We start from the raw sequence: 21622 nt of genomic DNA on the forward strand, positions 1-21622 counted from the left end.
ACTCCGGTCGACGACGGCGGTGTGCAGTTCGCCTCGGCTCGGCCCCGTACCCGTGGAGGCACGCGCATGAAGAAGCTCATCAACGACCCGCAGGCCGTGGTCGACGAGACCGTCCGGGGATTCGCCCGGGCACACGCCGGACACGTCGTCCTGGTCGAGGACCCGATCCACCTGCACCGCTCCGACGCACCCGTCGCCGGCAAGGTCGGCATCGTCAGTGGCGGCGGCAGCGGACACGAGCCGCTGCACGCGGGCTTCGTCGGGTACGGCATGCTCGACGCCGCCGTCCCGGGCCCGGTGTTCACGAGTCCGACCCCCGACCCGATCGTCGCGGCCACCAAGGCCGTCGACGGCGGCGCGGGCGTCCTGCACATCGTGAAGAACTACACCGGCGACGTCCTGAACTTCGAGACCGCCGCCGAGCTCGCCGAGATGGACGACATCCGCGTCGAGGCCGTCGTGGTCGACGACGACGTCGCCGTGCAGGACTCGCTCTACACCGCCGGTCGCCGCGGCGTGGCCGGCACCGTGGTCGTCGAGAAGTGCGCCGGTGCCGCGGCCGAGCGCGGTGACGACCTCGACGCCGTCGCCGCGATCGCCCGCCACGTCAACGACGTCACGCGGTCGATGGGCCTGGCCCTGGCGTCCGGCACCGTGCCGCACGCGGGGGAGCCGTCCTTCACGCTCGCCGACGACGAGGTCGAACTCGGCATCGGCATCCACGGCGAGCCCGGGCGCGAGCGCATCCCGATGGCACCGGCCGACCAGCTCGTCGACCGTGTGCTCGAACCGATCCTGACCGACCTCGACGCCCCGGCCGGCTCGAAGCTGCTCCTGCTCGTCAACGGCATGGGCGGCACGCCGCTGTCCGAGCTGTACATCGCCTACCGCCGCGCCGCCGAGGTGCTGACGGACCGCGGGTACGACGTCACGCGTAGTTTGGTCGGCGACTACGTCACGTCCCTCGAGATGCAGGGGTTCTCGATCACCGTCACGGTGCTCGACGAGGAACTCACGGCACTCTGGGACGCACCGGTGGAGACCCCAGCACTGCGCTGGGGTCGCTGAGCAGCCGACATCGACCGCTCGACCACCGACCACGACACCGAGCCCACCGGGCCGGGAACACGAAGGGAACCGCATTGGCGCTCGACACCGAATGGGCCATCGACTGGGTCCGTCGCACCGCTGCGACGATCGACGAACACCGGGCCGAACTCGTCACACTCGACCGCGAGATCGGTGACGGGGACCACGGCGAGAACCTCGACCGCGGTTTCCGCGCCGTGCTCGAGGCCATCGACGGCGGGTCCTTCGACACGCCCGGCGCCGTGCTCAAGACGGTCGCGACGAAGCTCATCTCGACCGTCGGCGGCGCCGCCGGCCCGCTGTTCGGCACCGCGTACCTGAAGGCAGCCCAGGCTGCTGGCGACGCGACCGAGCTCGACGCCGACACGCTCGTCGCCGTGCTCGCCGCAGCCCGCGACGGCGTGGTCTCGCGCGGCAAGGCCGCCGTCGGCGACAAGACGATGGTGGACGCCTGGACCCCCGCGGTCGACGCCGCCACCGCTGCCGCCGCCGCCGGTGACGACCCGGCAGCGGTGCTCGCCGCCGCGGCCGACGCCGCCGCCTCGGGCGCCGAGGCCACCGAACCGCTCGTCGCCCACAAGGGGCGTGCGAGCTACCTCGGCGAACGTGCCGTCGGGCACCGCGACCCGGGTGCGCAGTCGACGGCGTACATCCTGCGCGCCGCGGTGGACGCGACGACGGGTTCCGCCGCGTGACCGTCGGCATCCTGATCGTCTCGCACAGCGCCGCGATCGCCTCCGGCACCGTCGAACTCGCCCGACAGATGGCGGCCGACGTACCGCTCGTCGCTGCCGGTGGGACCGACGACGGCGGCATCGGCACGTCGTTCGAGGCGATCACCGCCGGCATCGAGGAGCTCGCCGACGCCGACGCCGTCGTGGTCCTGTGCGACCTCGGTTCGGCCTACCTGACCACCGACACGGCGCTCGACTTCCTCGACGACGACGTCCGCGCACGCGTGCACGTCTCGCAGGCTCCCCTCGTCGAGGGCGCGGTCGCCGCGGCCGTCGCGGCCCAGACGGGTGGTGACGCCGAGGCAGTGCTCGCTGCCGCGGCGTCCGCCGCAGGGTCCGCGGACGACGCGAGCAGCGCCTCCCGTCCGTCCGGTGACCAGCCGGGAGGCACGGGGCCGGGTGACGGGGCGGCCAGCGTCGACGACGTGGCCGCGTCCGAGAGCGTCGAACTGGTGAACGAGACCGGCCTGCACGCCCGCCCCGCGGCGGAGTTCGTGAAGACGGCAGCCAAGTACGACGCAGCGGTGCGCGTGAACGGCGTGGACGCGAAGAGCCTGCTGGCGATCATGGCGTTGGCGCTCCCGAAGGGCGCCACCGTGTCGATCGAGGCGAGCGGGACCGATGCGCAGGTCGCGGTCGACGCACTGGTGGAGCTGGTGCGGAGCGGCTTCGGCGAGTAGGCGTCGCGGCTCGTCTCCCGCGCTCAGCGGATGGACACCGTGCCGGCCAGGTCGAGGTCCGACGGCCCGCCGGTCACGCCCGCGTCGGCCAGGAGCGTCGCGCCGAACACCGCGCTCCAGAACGTCCGGGCATCACGGCCGACACCGCTCGGACTCGTCCAGCCGTGCTCGGCGACGACGCGCTCGAGGTAGCGCTCCGACTGCCGGAACAGGACTGCGAGCAGGAGTCGCACGCGCTCCCGCTGGGCGTCGTCGTCACCGGCGGCGGCCAGCGCGCGCACGACGAGGAGTGTCGACGGCATGGCGAGCGCGGTGCGTGCGAGCACCTGACGGAACGCGTCGGCGGACCCGGCGCGCCGACCGGCTGCCTGCAGGCGCGTGGTGTCGCGGAGGAAGAGCGCGAAGGCGGCGTCGAGGACGAGGCGGTCCTTCGAGCCGTAGTGGTGCGTGATCTGGTTCGGGTAGACCCCGGCCGCACGGGCGATCTCGCTGACGGTGGCGGCGTGGCGTGCGGTGCTCGCTCCGCCCGCGTCACCGGCGCGTGCGGTGCTCGCTCCGCCCGCGCCACCGGCTGCCCCTGCGCTGAGGAGTCCGGCGGTCGCGGCGAGGATCCTCGCCCGGGTCGCTGCGCCGCGGGTCGTCCCGGTGCCGTCGGTGGTTGCCATCTCCGAATTGTACGTGGTACAACTCCACTTGTTCAACGTACAAGAAGGAGCACTCGTGGACATCTCCATCACCGGCTACGGCGCGGTCTCCCCGTTCGGCCACGGCGTCGCGCCGCTGTGGGACGCCCTGGTCGCCGGACGCTCCGGCGTGCACGAGCTGCACCGCGACGGGCAGCTCTGGGAACGGGTGCCGATCATGGTCGGCGCCGACGCAGCGCTCGACGCCGAGTCCGTACTCGGTCGCGTCCGGGCGAACCGACTCGACCGCAGCCAGCAACTCGCGCTCGTCGCCGCCGGCGAGGCCTGGGCCGACGCCGGCGCGCCCGCGGTGGAAGGCCACCGCCTGGCCGTCGTCGTCGGGACCGGCATCGGGGGAGTGGAGACGTTGCTCGATGCACACGACGTGCTCGGCGCCTCGGGCGCGCGTCGGGTGTCGCCCCGGACCGTCCCGATGCTCATGGCCAACGGGGCCGCGGCGCAGATCAGCATCGAGTACGGCGCCCGCGCCGGTGCGTACACGACCGTCTCGGCGTGCGCGTCCGGTGCCGAGGCGATCGCGACGGCCGCGCGGCTCATCGTCACGGGGGAGGCCGACGTCGTCATCGCGGGCGGCACCGAAGCGGCGGTCACCCCGGTCACCATGGCCTCGTTCGCGCAGTCCCAGGCCCTCGCGAAGCCCGACGGTGACGACCCCACCACGTTGTCGCGACCGTTCGACGCCGACCGCCGCGGGTTCGTGCTCGGCGAGGGCGCCGGGTTCGTCGTCCTGGAACGGGCCGGGCACGCCGCCGCCCGCGCACAGCGGTCGCACGGGACGCTCGCCGGGTGGGGGATCACGTCGGACGCGTTCCACATCACCGCCCCGCTCGGGGACGGCAGCGAGCAGGAGCGCGCGATGACGGCGGCGATCCGGATGGCCGGGCTCACCGGTGCGGACATCGACCACGTCAACGCGCACGCGACCGGGACCCCGGTCGGGGACGTCGGTGAGGCAGCGGCGATCGGTCGCGCTCTCGGGACCGGTGCACTCGTCACCGCGCCGAAGAGCGCCATCGGGCACATGTTCGGCGCGGCGGGAGCGGTCGAGGCGATCCTGACGGTCCGGGCGCTCGAGACCGGGGTCGTGCCGCCGACGCTGAACCTGCAGCACCAGGACCCGGCGATCGACCTGGACGTGGTGGCGGGGACGGCTCGGACCGCGACCATGCGTGCGGCGCTGAACAACTCGTTCGGGTTCGGTGGGCAGAACGCCTCGTTGGTGTTCACCGCGGTCTGAGGCGCACGGGGACCGACGTATCCTGACTGCCATGAGCATGGAAGGCGTGGCCTGGAGCTCGCTGTACAAGATCTCGACCGCCAAGGACGGCAAGCACGGCATCTCGCGCGAGTCGGTGCGGCGGATCATGACGTTCGCAGTGCCCTACCGGGCCAAGCTGGTGGTCTTCATCGTCCTCTCCGTCGTGGGCGCGGTCCTCGCGGTCGCGACACCGGTGCTCGCCGGCCGGGTGGTCGACGTCATCGTCGCCCGGGGCGCGCTCAGCACGATCACCTGGCTCGCGGTCGTCATCGCCCTGGTCGCCGTGGGCGACGCAGGCGTGTCGCTCGCCACGCGCTGGTTCTCCGCACGCATCGGCGAAGGCGTGATCCTAGACCTCCGGACCGCCGTCTTCAACCACGTGCAGAAGATGCCGATCGCCTTCTTCACCCGCACACGCACGGGTGCCCTCGTCAGCCGCCTCAACAACGACGTGATCGGCGCGCAGCAGGCCTTCAGCGGCACGCTGTCCGGCGTGGTCACGAACCTCGTGGCGCTGATCCTCACCCTGACCGTCATGCTCAGCACGTCCTGGCTCGTGACGGTCCTGGCGATCGTCATGCTCCCGATCTTCCTCGTGCCTGCGCGGCGCATGGGCAGCCGCCTCGCCGCGCTGCGTCGCGAGGCCGCCGACCATAACGCCGCCATGAGCACGCAGATGACCGAGCGCTTCTCCGCGCCGGGCGCCACCCTCGTGAAGCTGTTCGGCCGGCCCGACGAGGAAGCAGAGGAGTTCCGGGTGCGCGCCGCCCGCGTCCGCGACATCGGGGTGCGGAGTGCCCTGCTGCAGTTCGTCTTCGTGACCGCCCTCACCCTGGTCTCCGCGCTCGCCCTCGCGCTCGTCTACGGGGTCGGCGGCGCCCTCGCACTCGGTGGCCAGCTGAACACGGGCGACGTGGTGACGCTGGCCCTCCTGCTCACCCGCCTGTACGCGCCGCTGACCAGCCTCGCGAACGCCCGGGTGGAGATCATGAGCGCGGTGGTCAGCTTCGAGCGCGTCTTCGAGGTCCTCGACCTCGAACCGCTCATCCAGGAGAAGCCCGACGCCGGCACCGTCCCCGACGGCCCGGTGGCGGTCGAGTTCGACGACGTCCGCTTCGCGTACCCCTCGGCGGACAAGGTGTCCCTCGCCTCGCTCGAGGAGGTCTCCACGCTGGACACCCGCGGCGGTGACGAGGTGTTGCACGGTGTCTCGTTCCGGATCGAGCCGGGGCAGACCGTGGCCCTCGTGGGCACCTCCGGAGCGGGCAAGTCCACGATCGCGCAGCTGCTCTCCCGCCTGTACGACGTCGACAGCGGCGCCGTACGACTCGCCGGGTCGGACGTCCGCGACGTCACGTTCGCCTCCATGCGACACACCATGGGGATGGTGACGCAGGACGGCCACCTGTTCCACGAGACCATCCGCTCCAACCTGCGCCTCGCACGGCCCGAGGCGACCGAGGACGAAGTGTGGGACGCCGTCCGGCGCGCGCGGCTCGAACCGCTCATCCGCTCCCTGCCGGACCAGCTGGACACGATGGTCGGCGAGCGCGGCTACCGGCTGTCCGGCGGCGAGCGCCAGCGGATGACCATCGCCAGGCTCCTGCTCGCCCAGCCGCGCGTCGTCATCCTCGACGAGGCCACCGCGGCGCTGGACTCGACATCCGAGGCGGCCGTGCAGGCTGCGCTCAGCGAGGCGCTCGAGGGGCGGACGGCGATGGTGATCGCCCACCGACTGTCGACCATCCGCAGCGCGGACCTGATCCTGGTGGTCGAGGACGGTTCGATCGTCGAGCGTGGGACCCACGAGGAACTGCTGGCCGTCGGCGGACGGTACGAGGAGTTGCACCGGACCCAGTTCGCGGTGCAGAAGGACGTCGCGGCGGACGAGGAAGCGCTCCGGGGGAGCTAGCCTTCCGCCTGTGCCGGATGGCTCCGACCGCTCATCGAAGGACCCGTCGATTCCGCGGTCTCGGGCCGCCTTGCAGCGATGGTCCGGCGGTACGCGTCGATCTTCCGTTCCAGCGCGGCCAGGTGCCGCTGGACTTCGGCCTGCCGGGCGAGGACGGTCGCATGGTGTCGTTCGAGGAGCGCAAGACGCTCGGCATCGTCGGCGCCGGCCCGGTACGCGGCCGCGTACTCGCGCATCTCCTGCACGCTCATCCCCGTACCGCGGAGCATCACCGTCCCGGCGAGCCAGCTCAGCGCAGCCGTGTCGTAGCGGCGCCACCCGTCCTGCCCACGATCAGGAGCCGGCGCGATGCCTTCCTTCTCGTAGTAGCGGACGGTGTCGACGGTGATGCCGAGCAGGCCTGCGGCGGCGCTGATCGTGACGGGCTCGTCGACGCGGACTTCGGGAAGGAGCACGGGATCGAGTACCGCGCTTGACATGGTGTGCGCACCAGGGTGGAAGGTCAGGTTGTCCGGAACGATCCGGCGGCGAACGGAGCACACGCATGCAGCAGATTCCTCTCGGCTCTCAGGGCCTCGTCACGTCCGCGATGGGGCTCGGGTGCATGGGGATGAGCGCGTTCTACGGCGGCGCGACCGAGTCCGGCTCGGTCGAGACCATCCGCCGGGCGCTCGACCTCGGGATCACGCTGTTCGACACGGCTGAGGCGTACGGGCCGTTCGAGAACGAGCGGCTGGTCGGACGGGCCCTCGGCGCTGACCGTGACCGGGTGGTCGTCGCGTCGAAGTTCGCGACGGACTTCACGGATGACGGCACACCGATCGGCCTCGACGGCTCCCCGGAGCATGCCCGTCGCGCGATCGACCGCTCCCTCAGGCACCTCGGAACCGACCACGTCGACCTCTGGTACCTGCACCGTGCCGACCCGAACGTCCCGATCGAGGACACCATCGGGGCGATGAGCGACGCGGTCACCGCCGGGAAGGCCCGGTACATCGGCGTCTCGGAGACCTCCGCCGCAACACTGCGCCGAGCGCACGCGACCTTCCCGATCACCGCGATCCAATCCGAGTACAGCCTGTTCGAGCGCGACGCCGAGCACAACGGCGTCCTCGACGCCGCCTCAGGACTCGGGATCGGCTTCGTACCGTTCTCTCCGCTCGGCCGCGGATTCCTCTCCGGTGCGGTCACCCGCAAGGACGACCTCCCCGAGGGCGATGCCCGCCGGAACCTCCCACGGTTCTCCGACGAAGCCATCGATGCGAACCTCCGCGTCGTCGACGCACTCAAGGTCATCGCCGACGAGAAGGGCGTCACCACCGCCCAGCTCGCTCTCGCATGGCTGATCCAGGCAGGAACCGTCCCGATCCCGGGCACCACGAAGGCATCTCGGGTCGAGGAGAACGTCGCCGCCGCCGACGTCGTCCTCTCCACGAGTGAGCTCGGACGGATCGAAGCGGCCGCACCGCACGGCGTTGCCGTCGGTACCCGGAACACCGAGGTGGGGATGGCGCGAGATCGCGGCTGACTGACGCCCTCGGCGCCGGCCGGGGGCGTCGTGGTGCCTGACGGCCGGTCGTCGACCGAGACACCTCAGTGGGAGTGGCGGTGGTGGCTGTCGGGGTAGTGCTCGTGGGTGTGGGTGATCGGTTCGTTAGTGTGCGTGTGTCGGTGCCACGTGCCGACCGCGACGGGTTCGGCGTGCTCGTGCTGGTGGTGCTCGTCGTGGTGGTGCCAGTGGTCGTGGGTCACGGCTTCGTGGGTGTGCTCGTGCTCGTGTCGCTCGGTGAGGTGGAGCCAGATCCCGACGGCCATGAGGACGCCGGCGATGACCAAGGGCACGGTCACGGGTTCGCCGAGCACGATCGCGAGGACGGCGCCGAAGAAGGGGGCCACCGAGTAGTACGCGCCGGCGCGGGCGGTGCCGACGTGGCGGAGTGCGACGATGAACAGCACCAGGCTCACGCCGTACGCGAAGAAGCCCACCACCATCGCGGCGACGACGTTCCCGATGGCCGGCAGCTGCGCGCCGAGCAGGGAGGCCAGGAGCAGGTTCACGGGCCCGGCGACACCGCCCTTGACGGCGGCGAGCCAGGACGCGTCGTGGATGGCGACCTTCCTCGTGAGGTTGTTGTCGATGCCCCATGACAAGCATGCGCCGAGGATCGCCAACGACGGCCAGGCGCTGACGAACTCGATCCCGGCCGGGACGGTCAACACGACGGCGCCGGCGACGATGGCGAGCATGCCGAGGGCGATGCGGCGGTCGAAGTTCTCACGGAACACGAACCAGGCCAGCAGTGCCGTCGCCACGCCTTCCGCGTTCAGCAGCAGCGATGCCCCTGAGGCGGGCATGTTCACGAGGCCGATCAGCAGGAGGACCGGTCCGAGGACGCCGCCGAAGAGGATCGCTCCGGCGAGGGGCAACTGCTCGTCCCTGGCGAGGTGCACGCGCGGAGCGCGTCGGACGATCCGGATGAGGCCGAGCCCGAGTCCCGAACCCGTGTAGAGCAGTCCGGCGAGCATGAACGGGCTGACCGTGTCGAGGAGGATCTTCGCCGCGGGTGTCCCTGCACCGAAGAGCACCGCGGAGAGCAGCGCCGCTTGGACGCCGCGACTATGCAGGGCGGTCGGCACGAGAGGCTCCGTCGTGGTGGTGGGCGGGGGTCCCGTCGAGCTGGTGCTCGGCCTGGAAGATCGCGTCCGACACGAGCTGGCGAGCGTGCTCGTTCGTGAGGCGGTAGAAGACCCGCGTGCCCTCGTGCCGGGTCGCGACCACGCGGGCGAGGCGCAGCTTGGCGAGGTGCTGCGAGACCGCTGCCGGCGACTTGCCGACCTGCGCGGCGAGGTCGTTCACGGGCAGCTCGCCGTCGGAGAGCGCCAGGACGATCCGCACCCGCGTGGCATCGGCGAGCATGCTGAAGACCTCGACCGCCAGCTCGACGTACTCACTGTCGACGTGTCGGCCACACCTACTATCTGCATCCATGCGCAGATTCTTGCACGCGCACCCGGCCGACGCTCCACCGGCAGGGTGCTGGTGCTGGATGCTCTACGACGCCGTCGTGAACTGCTGGAGGCCGGTGACGCGCAGCAGGTCGAGCTTGGCGGCGTCCTCAGTTCCGGGAACCGCGGTGTAGACGACGATCCGCAGGTCTCCGCCCGGCACCGTCAGCACGTCGCAGTCGATCTCGATCGGCCCGACGGGCGTGTGCACCTGCTTGCGGCTCGCCCGGTGCTCGGCGATGCGACCGGTGTCCCAGCGACGTTCGAACTCGGGCGACTCCCGGCGCAGCCGCGCGACGAGTTCGGCCAGGTCGCGGTCGGCGGGGTAGCGGCCGGATGCCTGCCGGAGGTCCGCTGCGAGGTCGCTCGAGAACTCCTCCTGGTGCTCGTCGTCCCACTCGACACCGTCGTGCGCGTGCATGAAGTGCCGCCACACCAGGTTGCGCTCGATCCCGGCCGCCCGGGACGGGTCACCGTTCAGCGCAGCCCACAGGTCGTTCCACAGCACGATGTCGTGCGTCGCCGTGAACACCGCGATCGGGACGTCGCCGAGCCGGTCGACGAGCCGCTGCACCCCGGGTGTGATGTGCCGCGGGACGACCTGGAGCGACGGGGGAGCGACGCCCGCGACCCGGCACAGGTGGTCGCGCTCGGCCGCGGTGAGCCGGAGCGCCGTGGCGAGCGCGCCGAGGAGCTGCGGTGAGGGGTTCAGCGCGCGGCCCTGCTCGAGCCGGACGACGTAGTCGACGCTCACCCCGGCGAGCGCGGCGAGCTCCTCGCGACGGAGACCCGGGGTCCGTCGGCCGGGCCCGGCCGGCAGGCCGACCTCTTCGGGACGGACGCGGTCGCGCCAGGAACGCAACACACTCGCGAACTCGCTCATGTCCACCATCCTGGCCCCGCGCCTCCCGTCCGTCCTGGTACTGCTGGTCCCACCGTCGCACGGTGCCTGGGGGAGTCAGCCGCTCGGGCGGAGAGTGGGGGCATGACAACGACACTCATCACCGGAGCCAACCGCAGCCTGGGGCTCGAGACCGTCCGCCGCCTGGTCGACGCGGGCCACACCGTGTACGCCGGCATGCGCGATCCGTCCACCGGCGACGAAGCACGCGCCCTCGGTGCCCAGGTGGTCCAGCTCGACGTGACCGACCAGGACAGCATCGACGCCGCGATCGCGACCATCCCCGTCCTCGACGTGCTCGTGAACAACGCCGGCATCCTCGGGACGTCGTTCGGCGTCGACGACCTCGACTCCGCCGCGATGGCCACCGTGCTCGACACCAACGTCACCGGCATCGTCCGGGTCACGCAGGCAGCGCTCCCGCTCCTGCGGGCATCCGACCACCCCGTGATCGTGAACGTCGCCTCGGGCGTCGGGTTCGCCCGCTGGTTGACGACCCCGGGCCACGACGAGTACGCGGTGCCGGCGGTGCCCTACGCCGCGTCGAAGGCCGCGGTGATCGCGTTGACCGTGCAGTACGCGAAGAACCTGCCGGGGTTCCGCGTCAACGTCAGCGACCCCGGGTACACCGCCACCGAGTTCAACGGGTTCGGTGGCCACCAGACGATCACCGAGGGCACGGACGCGACCGTCGCACTCGCCACCGTCGGGCCGGACGGGCCCACCGGCGAGTTCCACAACCGGGACGGCCGCATCGAGTACTGAGGTCACGGCGTCCGGCTCAGTCGTGCACGTCGGCGCCGAACCCCGGCCCGGGGCGCATCATCCAGCCTTCCGGGTCGGGGAGCGGACGGAACCCGAACCGCTCGTACAGTCCGTGCGCATCCGCGGTGAACAGGGCGAACCGCTTCAACCCGAGTGGCTCGATCGCCTCGGTCACGCCCTGCACGAGGGCGACGCCGACACCACGGCCACGAGCGTCCGGATCGACGAAGACGTCGGCCAGCCAGCCGAACGTCACCCCGTCGGTGATCACCCGGGCGTACCCGAGCTGCGCACCCGTCGCCGTGTCGTAGACGCCGAAGTTGCGGGACCCGGCGATGATCGCGTCCTGGGTGGCACGACTGCGACCCCGCGCCCAGTACGACTGCTCGCTGAGCCAGCGGTGCACGCGGTCGACGTCGAGGTCGGCGGGGTCGGCGGAGAAGTGCAGTGCGGTCGGTTCGTCCATGGGACCAGTGAACCGGCGGTCGCCATCGTCGGGCAACGGCCAATCCGTCGCCTGTGGACAACGCGGCACCACCGTCTGGGACGATGGCGGGATGCGCGCAGTCCAGTACGACCAGTTCGGATCCGCCCCGTCGATCGTCGACCTGCCCGATCCGGTGGCACCGGACCACGGTGTCGTCGTCCGGGTCGCGGCCACCGGGGTGTGCCGCAGTGACTGGCACGCCTGGAAGGGGCACGACGACTCCGTCTCGCTGCCGCACGTCCCCGGGCACGAGTTCGCCGGTGTCGTCACGTCCGTCGGGGACGCGGTGACCCGGGTCTCGGTCGGTGACCGGGTGACCGCGCCCTTCGTGTTCGCCTGCGGGACGTGCCCGGAGTGCGTCGACGGCGCCACCCAGGTGTGCACGCGCCAGCAGCAACCCGGATTCACGCTGCCCGGTTCCCACGCCGAGTCGGTCGTCATCCCGCACGCCGACGTCAACGTGGTCGCGCTCCCGGACGCCGTGGGCTTCGCCGAAGCCGCGGCGCTCGGGTGCCGGTTCGGGACGGCGTACCACGCCCTGCACGCCCGAGGTCGGGTCGCCGCAGGGGAGTGGGTGGTCGTGTTCGGCTGCGGCGGCGTCGGTCTGTCGACGATCATCGTCGCGGTCGCGGCGGGCGCACAGGTCGTCGCGGTGGACGTCTCGCCGGCGGCGCTCGAACGTGCCGCGGCACTCGGCGCCGTCACCGTGCCGATGGACGGAGCGGCAGTCGCCGCGGTCCGCGCTCGCACCGACGGCGGCGCGCACGTCTCGATCGACGCCTTCGGCAGTCGAGCGACCTCAGTCGCAGCGGTCGCTTCCCTGCGCCCTCGGGGACGTCACGTGCAGGTCGGCCTGCTGCTCGACGACGAAGCCGAGCCGGTGATCCCGATGGGCCGCGTCATCGCTGATGAACTCGAACTGCTCGGCAGCCACGGCATCTCCGTGGGGGAGTACGCGGCGATGCTCGCCGACGTCGTCACCGGGCGACTGCGTCCGGACGACTCGATCGGTCGGACGATCGGTTTCGACGACCTGCCCGGCGCGATCGTCGCCATGGACCGTCCCGCCACGTCGGCCGGGATGACCGTCGCCGTCTTCTGACCTGCTCAGCGCTTCGGTCGGTACACCAGTCCGAGCGCGCCGCCGGCGAAGGCCTGAGAGCTGATCAGTTCGAGATCGAGCTCGTCCGTCAGGTCGGCGAACACGCCATCGCCTGACCCGAGCGCGACGGGCAGGACCGCTAGCCGGTACTCGTCGACCAGACCAGCCCGGACCAGGCTGCGACCGAACTCCGTCCCGCCCTGCGCGAGGACGTACCCACCGGACTCCTGCTTCAGCGCTGTCACCTCGGCTTCGAGCGGTCCGGCTGCGACTCGTGCACCCGTCCAGGTCGCCGCCGCGGGGGAGTCGGGGTCGGGGACCGGCACCGAGCGTGGATCGAAGTCGCGCTGTGTGGTGAAGACGACCTTGGGGATCCGGTTCATCGGTTCGGCGATCGGCCCGGGCGCCGTCGGCCAGAAACCTGAGATGATCTCGAAGGTCTTGCGGCCGAAGGCGTGCACGCCCGCACCAGCGACGACGTCGAGCACCCAAGCCATCGAGTCCGGACTCCCGCCGCGGAACATCCAGTCCGACTCAGCTCGGGGAGCGGCCACGAAGCCGTCCAACGACATCGACATCTTCAGGACGAGTTCACGCACGGGGAGCCGCTGTCCGGATCTGAGTTGACATAATATGCATTATCGGCGCACAGGTACGAGCGGCACCAGAGCGTTTCGTGAGCAGAAAAGGTCGGGTCCCACGCGCGGACCCGACCTTTCCTGCTCACGAAGCACATCGTCGGGCGACAGTGTCAGTCGACGGGCTTCGTCGGGACGTCGTCGGCGTCGATCTCGAGCGCCGCCGGTTCACCGCCCTGTTCTTCCAGGTTCTCCTGGTCGGTGTCCGGCTGCTCCGGCGTCTCGCTCTGGGTGGTCTCTTCGGCTGGGTCTGGCTGGCTGTAGCTCATGCGCCGGACGGTACGCTCACCGCGCTGATGACGTATCGGGGCTCCGTGCACGGCGCGCTACTGTCGGATGGCCGGTCGACGCCACGGGAGGAACGATGCCGCAAACGCTCGTCGGGCTGATCGGCGTCGGACTGCAGCGGTCGCTGACTCCCCTGATGCACGAAGCAGAGGGCCGGCTGCTCGGACTCGACTACGAGTACCGTCTTCTCGACCTCGACATGGTGGGCCGGACTGCGGCCGATCTACCGGAACTGCTCGCCACCGCCGAGGCCGAGGGGTACCGCGCGGTCAACGTCACGCACCCCTGCAAGCAGGCCGTCGTCCCGTTGCTCGACGCGCTCGATCCGCGCGCTGCCCGGATCGGTGCGGTCAACCTCGTGCTGTTCCGCGACGGCCACCGCATCGGGTACAACACCGACGAGACCGGCTTCCGGATCGCCGTGGAACGCGGCCTCGGATCGGTCGCCGGGCAGCACGTCGTGCAGTTCGGTGCCGGCGGTGCCGGCTCGGCGATCGCCCACGCGCTCGTCGGACTCGGTGTCCGGCGGCTCGACGTCGTCGATGCGGACGTCGGCCGCACGGAGGCGCTCGTCGCGACGCTCGAGCCACCGACCGACTCCCCCGTCGACGCCCGTGTCCTGGCGATGACCGATGCCGACGAGGTACTCGCGACGGCGGACGGAGCCGTCAACGCGACACCGCTCGGCATGAACGACGACCCGCGGCAGGCCTTCGACCCCGCGCTGCTCCCCCGAGGCGCCTGGGTCTCCGACGCCGTCTACTTCCCGCTCGAGACGCCGCTCGTCCGGTCGGCACGTGCGGCCGGATGCCGGGTGGTCGACGGTGGCTGGATGGCCGTCGGGCAGGCGGTCGCGAGCCTCCGACACATCACCGGGCTCGAGCCGGACCTCGACCGTGTGCGCGCTGCCTTCACCGGGTTCCTCGCCGAAGGGCGAACCGCCGGTGACCGGACCGGGCGCGAAGCCATCGGGTGAGCAGAAGAGGTCGAGTCCGGATGGCGGACTCGACCTCTTCTGCTCACGATGCACGCCCGCGGACGCACCGAGTGCGCCCGCGAACGCGCTCCATCACGACTGGGTGAGGATGACCGCCGTCAGGATGTAGCCGACGATGCCGATGACGATCGCGACGGCCGACAGGATGATGCCGGCGAGGACGGTGCCGCGGCTGCCCCCACGCTTGCGCGCCAGGATGCCGAGCACGAGCCCGATGATGCCGGCGATGATGCCGATCAGGGCGATGAAGATGCCGCCGACGACGCCGACGATGCCGAGCACCAGGGAGACGACACCGAAGGTGTTGGACTGAGCGGGCGCGTTGCCGGGGTTGGACATGGGAGCTCCTTCGATCAGGACGCCGATCCAGACCGGGTAGCCGATCGTGAGCGTCGATCAAACGCTATCCGAATCGCACCGGCAACGTTCAGGTTCTGCGCACGAACCTGTCCCCTGCTTCAGACGCCGACGTACGTCGCCAGGTGCTGGCCGGTCAGTGTCGAGCGAGCGGCGACGAGGTCGGCGGGCGTGCCCTCGAACACGATCCGGCCGCCGTCGTGCCCCGCGCCGGGCCCGAGGTCGATGATCCAGTCGGCGTGCGCCATGACGGCCTGGTGGTGCTCGATCACCACGACGGTCTTGCCCGAGTCCACCAAGCGGTCGAGCAACCCGAGCAGCTGGGCGACGTCCGCCAGGTGCAGTCCGGTGGTCGGTTCGTCGAGCACGACGATGCCGCCCGGCTCGCCGAGGTGCGTCGCGAGCTTGAGGCGCTGCCGTTCTCCGCCCGACAGCGTCGTGAGCGGCTGCCCGATGGTCAGGTAACCGAGTCCGACGTCGGCCAGGCGCGCCAGGATCGTGTGCGCAGCAGGTAGCGCGGCAGGACCGTCGGCGAAGAACGCCACGGCCTCGGCGACGGACATGCCCAGGACCTGGCTGATGTCCTTGCCGCCGAGCTGGTACCCGAGCACCGACTGGTCGAACCGTTTGCCGTCGCACTCCACGCACGGGGTGGCGATGCCCGCCATCATCCCGAGGTCGGTGTAGACGACACCGGCGCCGTTGCACGCGGGGCACGCGCCCTCGGAGTTCGCGCTGAACAGCGCGGGCTTCACGCCGTTGGCCTTCGCGAACGCCTTGCGGATGGGTTCGAGCAGCCCGGTGTAGGTCGCCGGGTTGCTGCGTCGGGAGCCGCGGATCCCGCTCTGGTCGATGGCCACGACACCCTCGCGATGCGCGAGCGAACCGTGGATCAGCGTGCTCTTGCCGGAACCGGCGACGCCCGTCACGACGGTGAGCACCCCGGTGGGGACGTCCACGTCGACGTCGTGCAGGTTGTGTGCCGACGCACCGCGGATCGCGATCGCCCCGTCGCACCGGCGGACGGCGGTCTTCACCGAGACGCGGTCGTCGAGGTGCTGACCGGTGATGGTCCCGCTCCCCCGCAGCCCCTGCACCGGACCCTGGTAGCAGAGCGTCCCGCCGCCGGAGCCGGCGCCCGGGCCGAGGTCGACGACGTGGTCGGCGATCGCGATCACCTCGGGCTTGTGCTCGACCACGAGGACGGTGTTGCCCTTGTCGCGCAGCCGCAGCAGCAGGCCGTTCATCCGCTCGATGTCGTGCGGGTGCAACCCGGTGCTCGGCTCGTCGAAGACGTACGTGACGTCGCTGAGGGACGACCCGAGGTGCTTCACCATCTTGACCCGCTGCCCCTCTCCCCCGGACAGCGTGCCGGTCGGGCGGTCGAGCGAGAGGTAGCCGAGACCGATCTCGACGAACGACTCGAGCAGGTCGCGGAGGCCGTCGAGCAGCGGCGCGACGCCGGGGTCGTCGATGGCCCGCAGCCACGGGACGACGTCGGTGATCTGCATCGCGCAGACGTCGGCGATGCTCCGGCCCGCGATCTTCGACGAGCGGGCGATGTCGTTCAACCGGGTGCCACCGCACGCCGGGCACGTCGTGAAGGTCACCGCACGGTCGACGAAGGCGCGGATGTGCGGCTGCATCGCCTCGCGGTCCTTCTGCAGCATCGAGCGGCGCACCCGGGGAACGAGCCCTTCGTACGTCATGTTGATGCCGGCGATCTTCTGCTTCGTGGGCTCGCGGTACAGGAAGTCGGCGCGCTCCTGCTCGGTGAAGTCGCGGATCGGGGTGTCCTTGTCGAAGTACCCGGACTCCGCGTACATCCGGACGTTCCACCCGTCGGTGCCGTAGCCGGGGATCGTGATCGCCCCGTCGCCGAGCGCCTTCGAGTCGTCGAACAGCTGCGTCAGGTCGATGTCGTTGACGAGCCCGCGCCCCTCGCAGTCGGCGCACATGCCACCGAGCCGGGTGAACGAGACCTTCTCGGCCTTGGCGTCCTTGCCCTTCTGCACGGTGATCGCTCCCCCGGCGGTGACCGTCGCCAGGTTGAACGAGAACGCGTTCGGACCACCCACGTGCGGGTCGCCCAGACGGCTGAAGAGCACCCGCAGCATCGCGTTCGCATCGGTGGCGGTGCCGACGGTCGACCGCGGGTCGGCGCCGATGCGCTCCTGGTCGACGACGATCGCGGTGGTCAGGCCGTCGAGCAGGTCGACGTCGGGTCGTGCGAGCGACGGCATGAAGCCCTGCACGAAGGCGCTGTACGTCTCGTTGATCATCCGCTGCGACTCGGCGGCGACGGTGCCGAACACGAGCGAGCTCTTGCCGGACCCGGACACACCGGTGAACACCGTGAGTCGACGCTTCGGCAGGTCGACGTCGATCCCCTGCAGGTTGTTGGCGCGGGCACCGCGCACGCGGATCCGGTCGTGGCCGTCGGCGGCGTGCACGCTCCGGCTCTGGGCGGCGTCGTCACCGGAACTGGTATGCATGTCGATCAGCGTACCGGCGGGTACCGACACCGACAAGACAACCCGGCACCATGCACGCCTGCTCACCCGGTGCGCGGTTCCGCGCACCGTGCGCACCTTCTCACCCCGTGCGCGCTTCCGCGCACCGTGCAGCGTCACGAGCGCGCACCACGCCACCAACCCCGCGCCGGCCGACGGACCCGGCACCGTGCGTTGGACGCAACCCACCACCGGACGGGAGGCACGGGTCAGGCCCGCACCGGGCCTCCCGTCAGCACCGTGCGGACCTTCTCACCCCGTGCGCGGTTCCACGCACCGTGCAGCGCCACAAGCGCGCACCACGCCACCAACCCCGCACCGGCCGACGGAGCCGGCACCGTGCGTTGGACGCAACCCACCACCGGACGGGAGGCACGGGTCAGGCCCGCACCGGGCCTCCCGTCAGCACCGTGCGGACCTTCTCACCCCGTGCGCGGTTCCACGCACTGTGCAGCGCCACAAGCGCGCACCACACCACCAACCCCGCACCGGCCGACGGACCCGGCACCGTGCAGACGACGGCCGGGTCAGACGACGGCCGGGTCAGCTCACGGCGAACCGACGCACCAGCTCCGGCAGCTCCGCCGGTTCGAACGGCTCGTCGGTGGCGTCGAGCTCGTCGGCAGTCCACCAGCGCGACGCGAGGATGTCGACCCGCTCGTCGTCGGTCCACTCGGCGTCCGACAACTCGAAGCCCGGGGTGCGCACGACGTAGAACTCGCTGTGGCCGCGGTCGTGGTCGGCAAGGTCCCACTCGACGGTGAAGTCCCAGGACCAGACCGGCTCGCCCGGGTCGTCGATGACGATGCCGGTCTCCTCGCGCAGCTCGCGGATCGCCGCGTCGCGGTGGTCCTCGCCGGGGTCGACCCCGCCACCCGGCGTGATCCACCGGTGCGCGCCGTCCGACGACGGCGAGTTCGTGTCCATCAGGAACACGCGACCCTCGGGGTCGAGCAGGATGATGCGGGAGGTTCGGCGCAGGCCGGGCTTGGCAGTCACCCGCCCGACGCTAGCCGACGAAGCCGCTGACGTCGCCGACGAGCTTGGTGTGGTCGGCGGGGATCGGATCGATCGCGGCGAGGGCGATCTCGGCCGCGAACTCCGACACGCTGTAGAGCTTGCCGACCTCTTGCCGGCGGCCCTCGATCGCGCCGGGGTTCAGGCGGTTCAGCAGGGTCGCGGTGATCGTGCCCTCGATCATGTCGCCGGAGACGACGACGAACTCGATGCCGGCGGCCTCGAGCTGCGGGATGAGCTCACGCAGGGCGAGTTCGCCGGCGCGCTTGCTCTTGGCGACGGGAACGTACTCGTCCATCGTCTCGGCGGTCTCGACGAAGTGGGCCTGGTGGCTCGTGACGAAGACGACGCGCGACCCGGCGGGCATGTGCGGCACGGCGGTCTGGAGCATGTCGACCTGCGCGTCGCGGTTCAGGCGGAGCGCGTAGTCCTCGCCGAGGCCGGACTCCATGCCGCCCGAGGCGTTCAGGACGAGCAGGTCGATGCCGCCCCACTCCTGCACGACGGTGTCGACGAGCGCCTGCACCGACTCGTGGTCGGTCAGGTCGGCGCCGATCGCCAGGGCGGAGCCACCGGCTGCGACGACCTTCTCGGCGATCTGCTCGGCGCGCTTGGCCTTGTTGCGGTAGTTCACGACGACCTTGGCGCCGGCCTCGGCCAGGTACCCGACGGTGTCGGCGCCGATGCCGCGCGACGAGCCGGTGACGACGGCGCGCGTGTCGGTGAGGGATCCGGGGGCGAGGGGGTTGCTCACAGTCGTGTTCTCCAGGTCGTGTTCCGGCCGGTCGGCCGCATCGAGCCTACCAATCGCCTGCACGGCCGACCGACCCTCCTGATATGTTGAACGGAGTTGTACCGGCCGTCGCGACGCTGCGAGCCACGGCGCGCGACCGAGGGAGGGAGATCGCGTGAACGGAATCGATTGGATCCAGACCATCGTCTGGATCGGACTCGTGTTGCTGCTGGGAGTGGTCGAGATCTTCACCCTCGACTTCATCTTCATCATGCTCGCGGCCGGAGCCGCCGGTGGGTTGATCGCCGCCTTGCTCGGCGCCCCGTGGTGGCTGTCCGCCATCATCTCCGCCGTGCTCGCGCTCGTGCTGCTGTCGCTCGTGCGACCGCGCCTGCTGCTCATGCTCGGCCGAGGCGCCGACCCGCACCGCACGAACATCGAGGGGCTCATCGGGCTCCCCGGCACCGTCGCCGTCGCGTTCACATCATCTGCTCCCGGTCAGGTCCGCCTGGCCAACGGCGAGACCTGGAGCGCGCGGTTCGCCGTGGGCGCCATCGACCGCACACCGCCACTCGGCACCCCCGTGGTCGTCGAGTCGATCGAGGGGTCGACCGCGGTCGTGCGCCTCGCAGAAAGGGCCACCTCGTGACCATCACACCCGGGACGATCGCACTGCTCGTCCTGATCCTCGTCGTCGTCATCTTCGTGATCGTCGTCCTGGCCAAGGCGATCCGCATCGTCCCGCAGGCCACCGCGGGCATCGTGGAACGCCTCGGCAAGTACCACAAGACGCTCTCGCCGGGCCTGAACCTGCTCGTGCCGTTCATCGACCGCCTGCGGCCCCTGCTCGACATGCGTGAGCAGGTCGTGTCGTTCCCGCCGCAGCCGGTGATCACCGAGGACAACCTCGTGGTCTCCATCGACACCGTCGTGTACTTCCAGGTCACCGACGCCCGCGCGGCGACGTACGAGATCGCGAACTACCTCGGCGCCGTCGAGCAGCTCACCACCACCACGCTCCGCAACGTCGTCGGTGGCCTCAACCTCGAAGAGGCCCTGACCAGCCGCGACAACATCAACGGTCAGCTCCGGGTCGTGCTCGACGAAGCGACCGGCAAGTGGGGCATCCGCGTCGGCCGTGTCGAGCTCAAGGCGATCGAGCCGCCCGTGTCCATCCAGGACGCCATGGAGCAGCAGCTGCGTGCCGAGCGGAGCCGTCGTGCCGCGATCCTGCAGGCCGAGGGCACCAAGCAGTCGCAGATCCTCGAGGCCGAGGGGCAGCGGCAGGCCGCCATCCTCGCGGCCGAGGGTGACGCCAAGGCCCAGGTGCTCCGCGCCGAGGGTGAAGCCTCCGCCATCGCCACGGTCTTCGAGGCCATCCACACCGGTGACCCCGACGACAAGCTGCTCTCGTACCAGTACCTGCAGATGCTCCCGAAGATCGCCGAGGGCACCGCGAACAAGCTCTGGATGATCCCGAGCGAGTTCACCGAGGCACTGTCCGGCATCGCGAAGGGCTTCTCCGGCGGACGCAGTGGCAGCGGCCCGGTCGCCGGCGCCGGCTCGGGCGGGGACTTCCTCTCCCGCATCTCCAAGCTCGCGAACGAGAGCCTGGCGAACACCGCCGCTGCCGGGTCCGCCGGCACGACCATGCCGCGTGCGGACGCCACCGCCGCGGACATCGTCCCCGAGTCCGACCTCGACGCACGACTGGCCGAGTCGAACCGGAGCGTCGACGCGCACCTCGCAGCCGCCGACGACGCGACCGCCGAGAAGGTCGACGACGCACCGGCCCCGCAGACCGACGCCGCGCAGCACCCGAACGACGAAGCGTCGGGACACCGCACCAGCGACGGCTCCGGCCGACGCTGACCCGCACCACCACGAACGACGATGCCCGCCCCGGGGAACCGGGGCGGGCATCGTCGTTCGTCAGGTGGTGGTGTCAGGCACCGCGTCGTGCACGGAGGACCTGCAGGCGCTCCTCGAGGAGCTCCTCGAGTTCCTCGCGCGAGCGACGCTCGAGCAGCATGTCCCAGTGGGTGCGGGGCGCCTTGACGTCCTCTGCTGCGACCTCGACGGGGATGCCGTCGTCACCGAGCAGGCGTCCTTCGCGGCCGGAGCGTGGCTCCGACCAGGTCTGGGGCACGTCTGCGTCAGCGGAGAAGACGATGTCGAAGGTCTCCCCCGAATCGGTCTGGTAGACCGCGCGCTTGCGGTCCGAGAGCTCGACGCCCTCTTCGCTCTGGAGACTCTGACTCCCGAGCCGCATGCCGCGGAGACTCCGATCAGCCATGTGTGTGCTCCTCTCGCTCGTCTGCCCTCCACAACACTGTCCCACGCCCCGTCGTTCCCGACTGGGCGCATTCACAGTCCGTTCCCAGTGCGTGGCCCCGATGCACAGGATCACAGCCTCGGACGGACAGGGACGCGGCGGCGGA

General features: G+C 70.9%; 24 protein-coding genes. 11 read left to right on the plus strand and 13 right to left on the minus strand.

What is annotated here, in order from left to right:
- Positions 1–66: 66 nt before the first annotated feature.
- The 3 genes from dhaK to dhaM all read left to right on the plus strand — a co-directional run bounded on the left by dhaK (position 67) and on the right by dhaM (position 2503).
- Entirely contained in the window at positions 67–1068 is a 1002-nt protein-coding gene (gene dhaK, locus EDF47_RS02230) for a dihydroxyacetone kinase subunit DhaK (protein WP_133936618.1), read from the plus strand.
- Between the two features lie 74 nt (positions 1069–1142).
- A complete protein-coding gene (gene dhaL, locus EDF47_RS02235) occupies positions 1143–1784 on the plus strand; it encodes a dihydroxyacetone kinase subunit DhaL (RefSeq protein ID WP_133936617.1) in 642 nt (213 codons plus the stop codon).
- Positions 1781–2503 (plus strand): dihydroxyacetone kinase phosphoryl donor subunit DhaM, encoded by a 723-nt coding sequence (gene dhaM / locus EDF47_RS02240; RefSeq protein ID WP_133936616.1) that lies wholly within the window; start codon positions 1781–1783, stop codon positions 2501–2503. The genes dhaL and dhaM overlap by 4 nt, the downstream gene beginning before the upstream one ends.
- Positions 2504–2526: 23 nt before the next feature.
- Here the strand turns inward: dhaM and EDF47_RS02245 are convergent, their stop codons facing one another.
- The gene (locus EDF47_RS02245) at positions 2527–3168 is read right to left on the minus strand and encodes a TetR/AcrR family transcriptional regulator C-terminal domain-containing protein (RefSeq protein WP_133936615.1); all 642 of its coding nucleotides are present in this window, start codon (positions 3166–3168) and stop codon (positions 2527–2529) included.
- Positions 3169–3223: 55 nt separating this feature from the next.
- Between EDF47_RS02245 and EDF47_RS02250 the strand changes: the two genes are divergently transcribed.
- A complete protein-coding gene (locus EDF47_RS02250) occupies positions 3224–4444 on the plus strand; it encodes a beta-ketoacyl-[acyl-carrier-protein] synthase family protein (RefSeq protein ID WP_133936614.1) in 1221 nt (406 codons plus the stop codon).
- 31 nt (positions 4445–4475) lie between these two features.
- Positions 4476–6377: an ABC transporter ATP-binding protein gene (locus EDF47_RS02255; protein WP_123938013.1), complete on the plus strand. Its 1902-nt coding sequence runs from the start codon at positions 4476–4478 to the stop codon at positions 6375–6377.
- Here the strand turns inward: EDF47_RS02255 and EDF47_RS02260 are convergent.
- Positions 6374–6832 carry a MerR family transcriptional regulator gene (locus EDF47_RS02260; protein ID WP_166673173.1) on the minus strand — a complete coding sequence of 153 codons (459 nt, stop codon included), beginning with the start codon at positions 6830–6832 and terminating at the stop codon, positions 6374–6376. The two genes, EDF47_RS02255 and EDF47_RS02260, sit on opposite strands and share 4 nt — an antisense overlap.
- A gap of 89 nt (positions 6833–6921) precedes the next feature.
- On the opposite strand from EDF47_RS02260, the gene EDF47_RS02265 reads away from it, so the two are divergent.
- Positions 6922–7905: an aldo/keto reductase gene (locus EDF47_RS02265; protein ID WP_131880121.1), complete on the plus strand. Its 984-nt coding sequence runs from the start codon at positions 6922–6924 to the stop codon at positions 7903–7905.
- Between the two features lie 65 nt (positions 7906–7970).
- On the opposite strand, the gene EDF47_RS02270 is transcribed toward EDF47_RS02265, so the two are convergent.
- From EDF47_RS02270 to EDF47_RS02280, 3 genes are all read right to left on the minus strand, one after another.
- A complete protein-coding gene (locus tag EDF47_RS02270) occupies positions 7971–9014 on the minus strand; it encodes a DMT family transporter (protein WP_131880123.1) in 1044 nt (347 codons plus the stop codon).
- Positions 8995–9366, minus strand: a complete 372-nt coding sequence (locus EDF47_RS02275) for a metalloregulator ArsR/SmtB family transcription factor (protein WP_131880125.1) — start codon at positions 9364–9366, stop codon at positions 8995–8997. The genes EDF47_RS02270 and EDF47_RS02275 overlap by 20 nt, the downstream gene beginning before the upstream one ends.
- Before the next feature lie 63 nt (positions 9367–9429).
- Positions 9430–10266: a helix-turn-helix transcriptional regulator gene (locus tag EDF47_RS02280; protein WP_133936612.1), complete on the minus strand. Its 837-nt coding sequence runs from the start codon at positions 10264–10266 to the stop codon at positions 9430–9432.
- Between the two features lie 102 nt (positions 10267–10368).
- Here EDF47_RS02280 and EDF47_RS02285 point away from each other — a divergent pair, with 102 nt between their 5' ends.
- Positions 10369–11049 (plus strand): SDR family NAD(P)-dependent oxidoreductase, encoded by a 681-nt coding sequence (locus EDF47_RS02285; protein ID WP_133936611.1) that lies wholly within the window; start codon positions 10369–10371, stop codon positions 11047–11049.
- A 16-nt stretch (positions 11050–11065) separates the two neighbouring features.
- Here the strand turns inward: EDF47_RS02285 and EDF47_RS02290 are convergent, their stop codons facing one another.
- On the minus strand, positions 11066–11515 hold the full coding sequence (locus EDF47_RS02290) for a GNAT family N-acetyltransferase (protein WP_123938006.1): 450 nt from the start codon (positions 11513–11515) through the stop codon (positions 11066–11068).
- A 91-nt stretch (positions 11516–11606) separates the two neighbouring features.
- Here EDF47_RS02290 and EDF47_RS02295 point away from each other — a divergent pair, with 91 nt between their 5' ends.
- A complete protein-coding gene (locus EDF47_RS02295) occupies positions 11607–12638 on the plus strand; it encodes an alcohol dehydrogenase catalytic domain-containing protein (RefSeq protein WP_133936610.1) in 1032 nt (343 codons plus the stop codon).
- Positions 12639–12643: 5 nt separating this feature from the next.
- Here EDF47_RS02295 and EDF47_RS02300 read toward each other — a convergent pair whose 3' ends face one another.
- Both EDF47_RS02300 and EDF47_RS19690 read right to left on the minus strand, forming a co-directional pair.
- Positions 12644–13237: a dihydrofolate reductase family protein gene (locus tag EDF47_RS02300; RefSeq protein ID WP_133936609.1), complete on the minus strand. Its 594-nt coding sequence runs from the start codon at positions 13235–13237 to the stop codon at positions 12644–12646.
- Positions 13238–13389: 152 nt separating this feature from the next.
- Positions 13390–13545: a hypothetical protein gene (locus EDF47_RS19690; RefSeq protein ID WP_159571359.1), complete on the minus strand. Its 156-nt coding sequence runs from the start codon at positions 13543–13545 to the stop codon at positions 13390–13392.
- Positions 13546–13640: 95 nt separating this feature from the next.
- Between EDF47_RS19690 and EDF47_RS02305 the strand changes: the two genes are divergently transcribed.
- Positions 13641–14540 carry a shikimate dehydrogenase gene (locus EDF47_RS02305; RefSeq protein WP_131880137.1) on the plus strand — a complete coding sequence of 300 codons (900 nt, stop codon included), beginning with the start codon at positions 13641–13643 and terminating at the stop codon, positions 14538–14540.
- Between the two features lie 93 nt (positions 14541–14633).
- Here the strand turns inward: EDF47_RS02305 and EDF47_RS02310 are convergent, their stop codons facing one another.
- The 4 genes from EDF47_RS02310 to EDF47_RS02325 all read right to left on the minus strand — a co-directional run bounded on the left by EDF47_RS02310 (position 14634) and on the right by EDF47_RS02325 (position 19202).
- Entirely contained in the window at positions 14634–14900 is a 267-nt protein-coding gene (locus EDF47_RS02310) for a hypothetical protein (RefSeq protein ID WP_123294405.1), read from the minus strand.
- Positions 14901–15019: 119 nt separating this feature from the next.
- Positions 15020–17413 carry an excinuclease ABC subunit UvrA gene (locus EDF47_RS02315; protein WP_131880139.1) on the minus strand — a complete coding sequence of 798 codons (2394 nt, stop codon included), beginning with the start codon at positions 17411–17413 and terminating at the stop codon, positions 15020–15022.
- Positions 17414–17974: 561 nt separating this feature from the next.
- Positions 17975–18430, minus strand: a complete 456-nt coding sequence (locus EDF47_RS02320) for an NUDIX domain-containing protein (protein ID WP_131880141.1) — start codon at positions 18428–18430, stop codon at positions 17975–17977.
- A 10-nt stretch (positions 18431–18440) separates the two neighbouring features.
- The gene (locus tag EDF47_RS02325) at positions 18441–19202 is read right to left on the minus strand and encodes an SDR family oxidoreductase (protein WP_133936608.1); all 762 of its coding nucleotides are present in this window, start codon (positions 19200–19202) and stop codon (positions 18441–18443) included.
- Positions 19203–19356: 154 nt separating this feature from the next.
- Here EDF47_RS02325 and EDF47_RS02330 point away from each other — a divergent pair, with 154 nt between their 5' ends.
- Positions 19357–19830, plus strand: coding sequence for an NfeD family protein (locus EDF47_RS02330; protein WP_235035827.1), 474 nt, complete (start codon positions 19357–19359; stop codon positions 19828–19830).
- Entirely contained in the window at positions 19827–21053 is a 1227-nt protein-coding gene (locus tag EDF47_RS02335; protein ID WP_133936607.1) for an SPFH domain-containing protein, read from the plus strand. The genes EDF47_RS02330 and EDF47_RS02335 overlap by 4 nt, the downstream gene beginning before the upstream one ends.
- A gap of 73 nt (positions 21054–21126) precedes the next feature.
- On the opposite strand, the gene EDF47_RS02340 is transcribed toward EDF47_RS02335, so the two are convergent.
- Positions 21127–21477 carry an RNA polymerase-binding protein RbpA gene (locus tag EDF47_RS02340; RefSeq protein ID WP_111084006.1) on the minus strand — a complete coding sequence of 117 codons (351 nt, stop codon included), beginning with the start codon at positions 21475–21477 and terminating at the stop codon, positions 21127–21129.
- Positions 21478–21622 lie beyond the last annotated feature (145 nt).

The sequence above is a fragment of the Curtobacterium sp. PhB190 genome, assembly GCF_004365385.1.
Lineage (GTDB): Bacteria > Actinomycetota > Actinomycetes > Actinomycetales > Microbacteriaceae > Curtobacterium.